Annotated in this window: 6 protein-coding genes; all 6 read right to left on the minus strand. The window is 61.2% G+C overall.

Annotation, left to right across the window (positions count from 1 at the left end):
* Window positions 1-548 precede the first annotated feature (548 nt).
* The 6 genes from ENE75_RS24425 to ENE75_RS24450 all read right to left on the minus strand — a co-directional run bounded on the left by ENE75_RS24425 (window position 549) and on the right by ENE75_RS24450 (window position 4,423).
* Window positions 549-989, minus strand: coding sequence for a hypothetical protein (locus ENE75_RS24425; protein ID WP_128201687.1), 441 nt, complete (start codon window positions 987-989; stop codon window positions 549-551).
* Between the two features lie 237 nt (window positions 990-1,226).
* Window positions 1,227-1,553: a hypothetical protein gene (locus ENE75_RS24430; RefSeq protein ID WP_128201689.1), complete on the minus strand. Its 327-nt coding sequence runs from the start codon at window positions 1,551-1,553 to the stop codon at window positions 1,227-1,229.
* A 177-nt stretch (window positions 1,554-1,730) separates the two neighbouring features.
* Window positions 1,731-2,228, minus strand: coding sequence for a hypothetical protein (locus ENE75_RS24435; RefSeq protein WP_158289092.1), 498 nt, complete (start codon window positions 2,226-2,228; stop codon window positions 1,731-1,733).
* Between the two features lie 612 nt (window positions 2,229-2,840).
* Window positions 2,841-3,296 (minus strand): hypothetical protein, encoded by a 456-nt coding sequence (locus tag ENE75_RS24440; protein ID WP_128201693.1) that lies wholly within the window; start codon window positions 3,294-3,296, stop codon window positions 2,841-2,843.
* A 154-nt stretch (window positions 3,297-3,450) separates the two neighbouring features.
* Complete coding sequence (locus ENE75_RS24445; RefSeq protein WP_128201695.1) at window positions 3,451-3,858, minus strand: nuclear transport factor 2 family protein; 408 nt, start codon at window positions 3,856-3,858, stop codon at window positions 3,451-3,453.
* A 175-nt stretch (window positions 3,859-4,033) separates the two neighbouring features.
* Window positions 4,034-4,423, minus strand: coding sequence for a hypothetical protein (locus ENE75_RS24450; RefSeq protein ID WP_128201697.1), 390 nt, complete (start codon window positions 4,421-4,423; stop codon window positions 4,034-4,036).
* Window positions 4,424-4,561: the final 138 nt, after the last annotated feature.

Genomic DNA, 4,561 nt, shown 5'->3' on the forward strand with positions numbered 1-4,561 from the left:
GCATGCGCCCTGGCCCGCGAGACGCATGATAGACAACGGGCGTTTCGCGGGCCAGGGCGCATGCCGTTGCGGGTCCGTGCTTGAGCGAAGGGTTAGGCCCGCCCGCCTGAGCGCAGCGCGCGCTCGGCGCGCCTAAGCGACGCTGTAAGACGCAACCACTGGACCCGCGCCGAGCGCAAGCGACGGACGAAGACTGCAGCATTGACGAACAGCACACCTCTCCGCGCAAGCGCATACGCGGCCAATGAACAGCGAACAACGACAACGGCGGACGCGACGGCATGTCGCGAACAGGCAAAGCTCTCGATCGCAGCGCGCTTGGCGGCGTTTGCGTGGCGAGCGCCCTGGCGCGAGCCGTATTGACCGATGACCACAACGCCGCCAAGCGAGGCCTAACGTTCGAGCTAAGCCGCGCGCGGAGGCAGGACGCCTTGCCCGCGTGGCCGATGATGAACATACACGGCTTCGCGGGCAAGGCGGCCTGCCGTAGCGCGTCGGCGCTTGAGCGAGGGGTTAGGCATCACTGCACCTTCGGTACCGAAATACCGCTACCACAGGCGCCACCAAGGCTTGCGCCGGGCCTGCACTTCTTCGGCCAAGGCGCACAAGCGCGCTTGTTCCCGTACAGCGAACTGAGTTTGCCAGTCGAAGTACTGCGCCAGGGCGACCTGGCCCTCTGGCGAACGCTTGAACATCTCCGCGATCTCGGTGTGGTGTAGTTCGAGTAGCGCCTCGGGACTGATGGGCTTCCTGGTGACCGAGTCATCACCTGTCAAGTACGCCACCGCCCCTGTGAGAAAGATGACTTCATCTGGTCTTCCTAGCGGCCCGACTTGAGCGTAGGTTTCAGTGTCCCGCTCCCGTATCAAGTGAAGCCGAAACTCGCCGTTCTCGTATGTCTTGCGCTTCAAGCCAGGAGTTGACAAACCCTGCGTCTCAACTTCGGAGAAGCCTCGGCTCTGGAGGTATTTCTGCAGCGTGGCGGACATTGAGCGGGGCCGACTGTGATGCCTAACGTTCGAGCTAAGCGGGTGACGGCGGCAGGACGCCAGGCCCGGGCTGGCGAAAATGTACCGCGTACCGCCAGCCTGGGCCTGGTGGCCTGCCGTTGGCGCTCCGCTTGAGCGAGGGGTTAGGCGTCAACAAGGCTGGGCCATCCTTGTAAGTCATTCAGTAGTCTGGAGCCCAGGCGAGATCTCTGCAGTAGATGTGGTTGGAAGTGCGACTCACTTGTGGTTTGGCTTCTGCCCTGGTTGGCTAGCTCTGAACTGCGGGCCAACCGACATGAAGTGCATCCAGCCCCAAGTGATTCCACCGACGAGAAGCCCGATTACAAACCGTTGCGCAATCACTCTATCGAGAGACAGTTGTGTGTTCGAAGGGTCCATTAGGAGCGCATATGCGAAGCCTACCACGGCGGCAATAGCGACTGTCAGCGCCTTGTAGTTCTTTGCTGTAAAGACTCCAAGTCTCGCTGCCAATCCAGCGAGTAAAGCAACCGCCATCGGCAAGAACGTCGGCGAGAACCAATCAATATCGGCGAATGCGGACACGGTATTCTCGGTTTATGTGAGGCAGAAGCGGTTGGTTTTGACGCCTAACGTTCGAGCTAAGCCGCGCGCGGCGGCGCGGCGCCTGGCCCGCGAGGCGCAGGATAGACCACAGGCGCTTCGCGGGCCAGGCGCCGTGCCGTTGCGCGTCGGCGCTTGAGCGAGGTGTTAGGCGTCGCTCTACTCCGTGACCTTCCTTGTCACAGGTTGACCCGAAAGAGCCTCTTCGATCCAGACAGAGGACGCCCCTTTCTTCAACTCACCGCGGACGACGTACCGAACGTTTGGTTTGGGCTCGAAGTCAACGGTGCCTTCGACTGAGAAGAAGGTCCCCGCCAACTGGCTAGCGATAGCGTGGATAGGAGCAGCCGTCGTATGGCTGGCTCGCAAGGTTACCTTCATGGGTCTTGCCGGAACCTCACGTTCGGTCACGGCCATGGTCAGCGAAAAACCTCGGCCTTGACTCGCGTAGGCTGATGCACCAAAGCTGTTCTCGATCTGGTTCCCGTCCACCTCGACTGCCGCGAACAATTGAGCCTTGCTGCCATCTTCGTACTTCCCGCTGTCGACAAGAACAGCTTTCGGTCCGCTGTACCCCTCAGGAACTGGTTGATAGGTTGCACAACCCGAGATGACAACGGCCACGACTGCAAGTGCACCCAAGAAACGTCTGCGCAATTTGATCTCCCTGAAGTGATGTAGTGGACCCGGCGCCTGCGACGCCTAACGTTCGAGCTAAGGGGCGCGCGGCGGCTTGGCGCCTGGGCCGCGTGGCCGAGGATAACCAAACCCGGCTTCGCGGCCCAGGTGCCAAGCCGTTGCGCGTCCCGCCTTGAGCGAGGGGTTAGGCAGCACTCTCCGGCACAACGTTGGCAGGTGCGCTCCGACCACACCGCGAGACTGAGCCACGGCAGCACTTGCGCCCGAGCCTGCGGGTGAGACCGGATTCCGCGCCCGCGAACCCTGCCCCGCCGCGCGCGCTGCCCCACCAACGGGAACGACCTGCCCTAGGCGGTGGGCCCCAGACTTGTATTCGGTCTTCTGCCTTCAAGAGCAACATCTCGCAGGAGCAGATGACTTCAGCCCTACTGTGCGTACGACCGGCGTGCCGATACGCCTTGAACAGGACGCCGCGGCTTTGCCGCGCTTGGGGCTGTTCTTTCCCGGCGAAGCCGCACTTGAGCTCGAACCGCACGACCAACCTTCGCGCGAGTCCGCGTGCTGCCTAACGTTTGAGCTAAGCCGCGCGCAGCGGCGCGGCGCCTGGGCCCTTGAGCGAGGGGTTAGGCGTCACTTCTCTCGGCCGACTATCGCGCCTCGGCCCGCTTCTAGGATTGGCAAGCCAGCCTCTGTGGGAATGTAGATGCGCTCGCCCTTGCCTTCCTTCAGACCTTCGATCCAAAGGTAGCGAAGGTAGGCCTCGTTGCCCTTGAGCGACTCTCCGATGATTCGATTCGCCTCTGCGGTCGCCTTGGCTCTTTCGATCTCAGCTTGTCCTTGGGCCTTGGCCAAGGTGATTTTGGTCTGAGCTTGCAGCAGCGATGCCTGTTGCTGGGCCTTCGCCTCTTCAATCAAGATCTGCTTTGACCACTCCGCTTCTTTGAGTCTTGCCTCGCCAGCAAGCTCTTCAGCATAAACACGGTATTTTGGCCAAAGCCACAGAGCGACCACGAGGGCGACCGCGCCAAGTACGGCAAGGATCAGAACCGCGCCAAAGTACAGTTCTCCCCGTTGATTTCGATTCATGGTGATAGAGCGGATGGGAGGCTTGTGTGACGCCTAACGTTCGAGCTAAGCCGCGCGCAGCGGCGCGGCGCCTGGCCCGCGAAGAGCATGATAGACAACGGGCGCTTCGCGGGCCAGGTGCCGTGCCGTTGCGCGTCGGCGCTTGAGCGAGGGGTTAGGCAGCACTCTCAGCCTGGTGAAGCGCAGCTTCTGAGTAGGCTGTACAGAGAAGAACCCGCCAGCCTTCCGAGGTGCGTACCAAGTTGTACGTGGTCTTGAAGCGCCATGGTTCTTGACCTGCATTCCAGTCGATTCGCCAATGCACGTCGGCTACGGCGTGGTTCTCACCTTGGTCAATGAACAGTCCGGGCTCGAATTCAGCGCGGATGAAGCCCTTGTTCTTGTAGATCTCGCAGAGAGCGATCATGTTCTCGGCCACTGGCTTCATGGTCGGCCAATGGGTGTAAGCCGCGTCCTGCGCGATGCCCGAAGGTTCTGCGTAGAGGTCCGCTACGGCCTTGCCATCCAGTGCATTGAAGGCGCTTCGGTAGCACTCGAAGAAGGCTCTGATTTCGCTCGGCATGGTCTTCCGTATTGACGAAGGCGGGGGACGGGCGGCGGCGCTTCCATGTGCTGCCTAACGTTCGAGTTCAGCCGCCCGCGCAGGCAGGCAGCGTAAGGCTGGTTCGCGAAAATAGCACGAGTGCCGCGGACCAGCCTTACGCTGCCTGCCGGAGCGGGTCGGCTGCAACGAGGGGTTAGGCCTCAGCAAGAGGCGGTGGCTCGTACTTATCTCCCAGCATGTGCTTGGCGATGCGATGGGACATGTGCTTCACGAGCGGCTTGGGCCTCGTTGACTTGAACATGAAGTACTCAAAGTGCTCGTTGCGCGCAAAGATGGTGAGCGTGAACCAAGCAGCTGGATTTCGATGGGGATTGGGGGACTCTTCGACTTTGAGGATTAAAGCATCGGACCCTCGAAACTTGAGTCGCGGCTCTTCAGCTTCCACGGTAGCAGAGCGAAACGCGGCTATCGCCTCCTCGCGAATTCGATCTAGCCTGCGCGTATGGATGAGTTCGCTGATGACAACCCAGGCAACTACCGCTGCAACGCATACAAGGGCATAGGGCGCGAGGTCGGCGAGCATGCGGACTCTGAGGCCTAACGTTGAGGTGAGCGGCCGTCAGCAGGCAACAGTGGCCGCGCGGAACCAACAATATCCCAAGATGGTGGAGCGCGGCCGCTGTTGGCTGTTGACGGTCCGTTCGACCGTCTCGTTGAACCG

Origin of the sequence: Rubrivivax albus (assembly GCF_004016515.1) — a bacterium.
GTDB lineage: Bacteria > Pseudomonadota > Gammaproteobacteria > Burkholderiales > Burkholderiaceae_C > Rubrivivax > Rubrivivax albus.

What these genes read in the sequence shown, in the direction of transcription:
- ENE75_RS24425 (WP_128201687.1), bottom strand. Translation starts at nt 989, where the DNA reads ATGTCCGCCACGCTGCAGAAATACCTCCAGAGCCGAGGCTTCTCCGAA.
- ENE75_RS24445 (WP_128201695.1), bottom strand. Translation starts at nt 3,858, where the DNA reads ATGCCGAGCGAAATCAGAGCCTTCTTCGAGTGCTACCGAAGCGCCTTC.
- ENE75_RS24440 (WP_128201693.1), bottom strand. Translation starts at nt 3,296, where the DNA reads ATGAATCGAAATCAACGGGGAGAACTGTACTTTGGCGCGGTTCTGATC.
- ENE75_RS24450 (WP_128201697.1), bottom strand. Translation starts at nt 4,423, where the DNA reads ATGCTCGCCGACCTCGCGCCCTATGCCCTTGTATGCGTTGCAGCGGTA.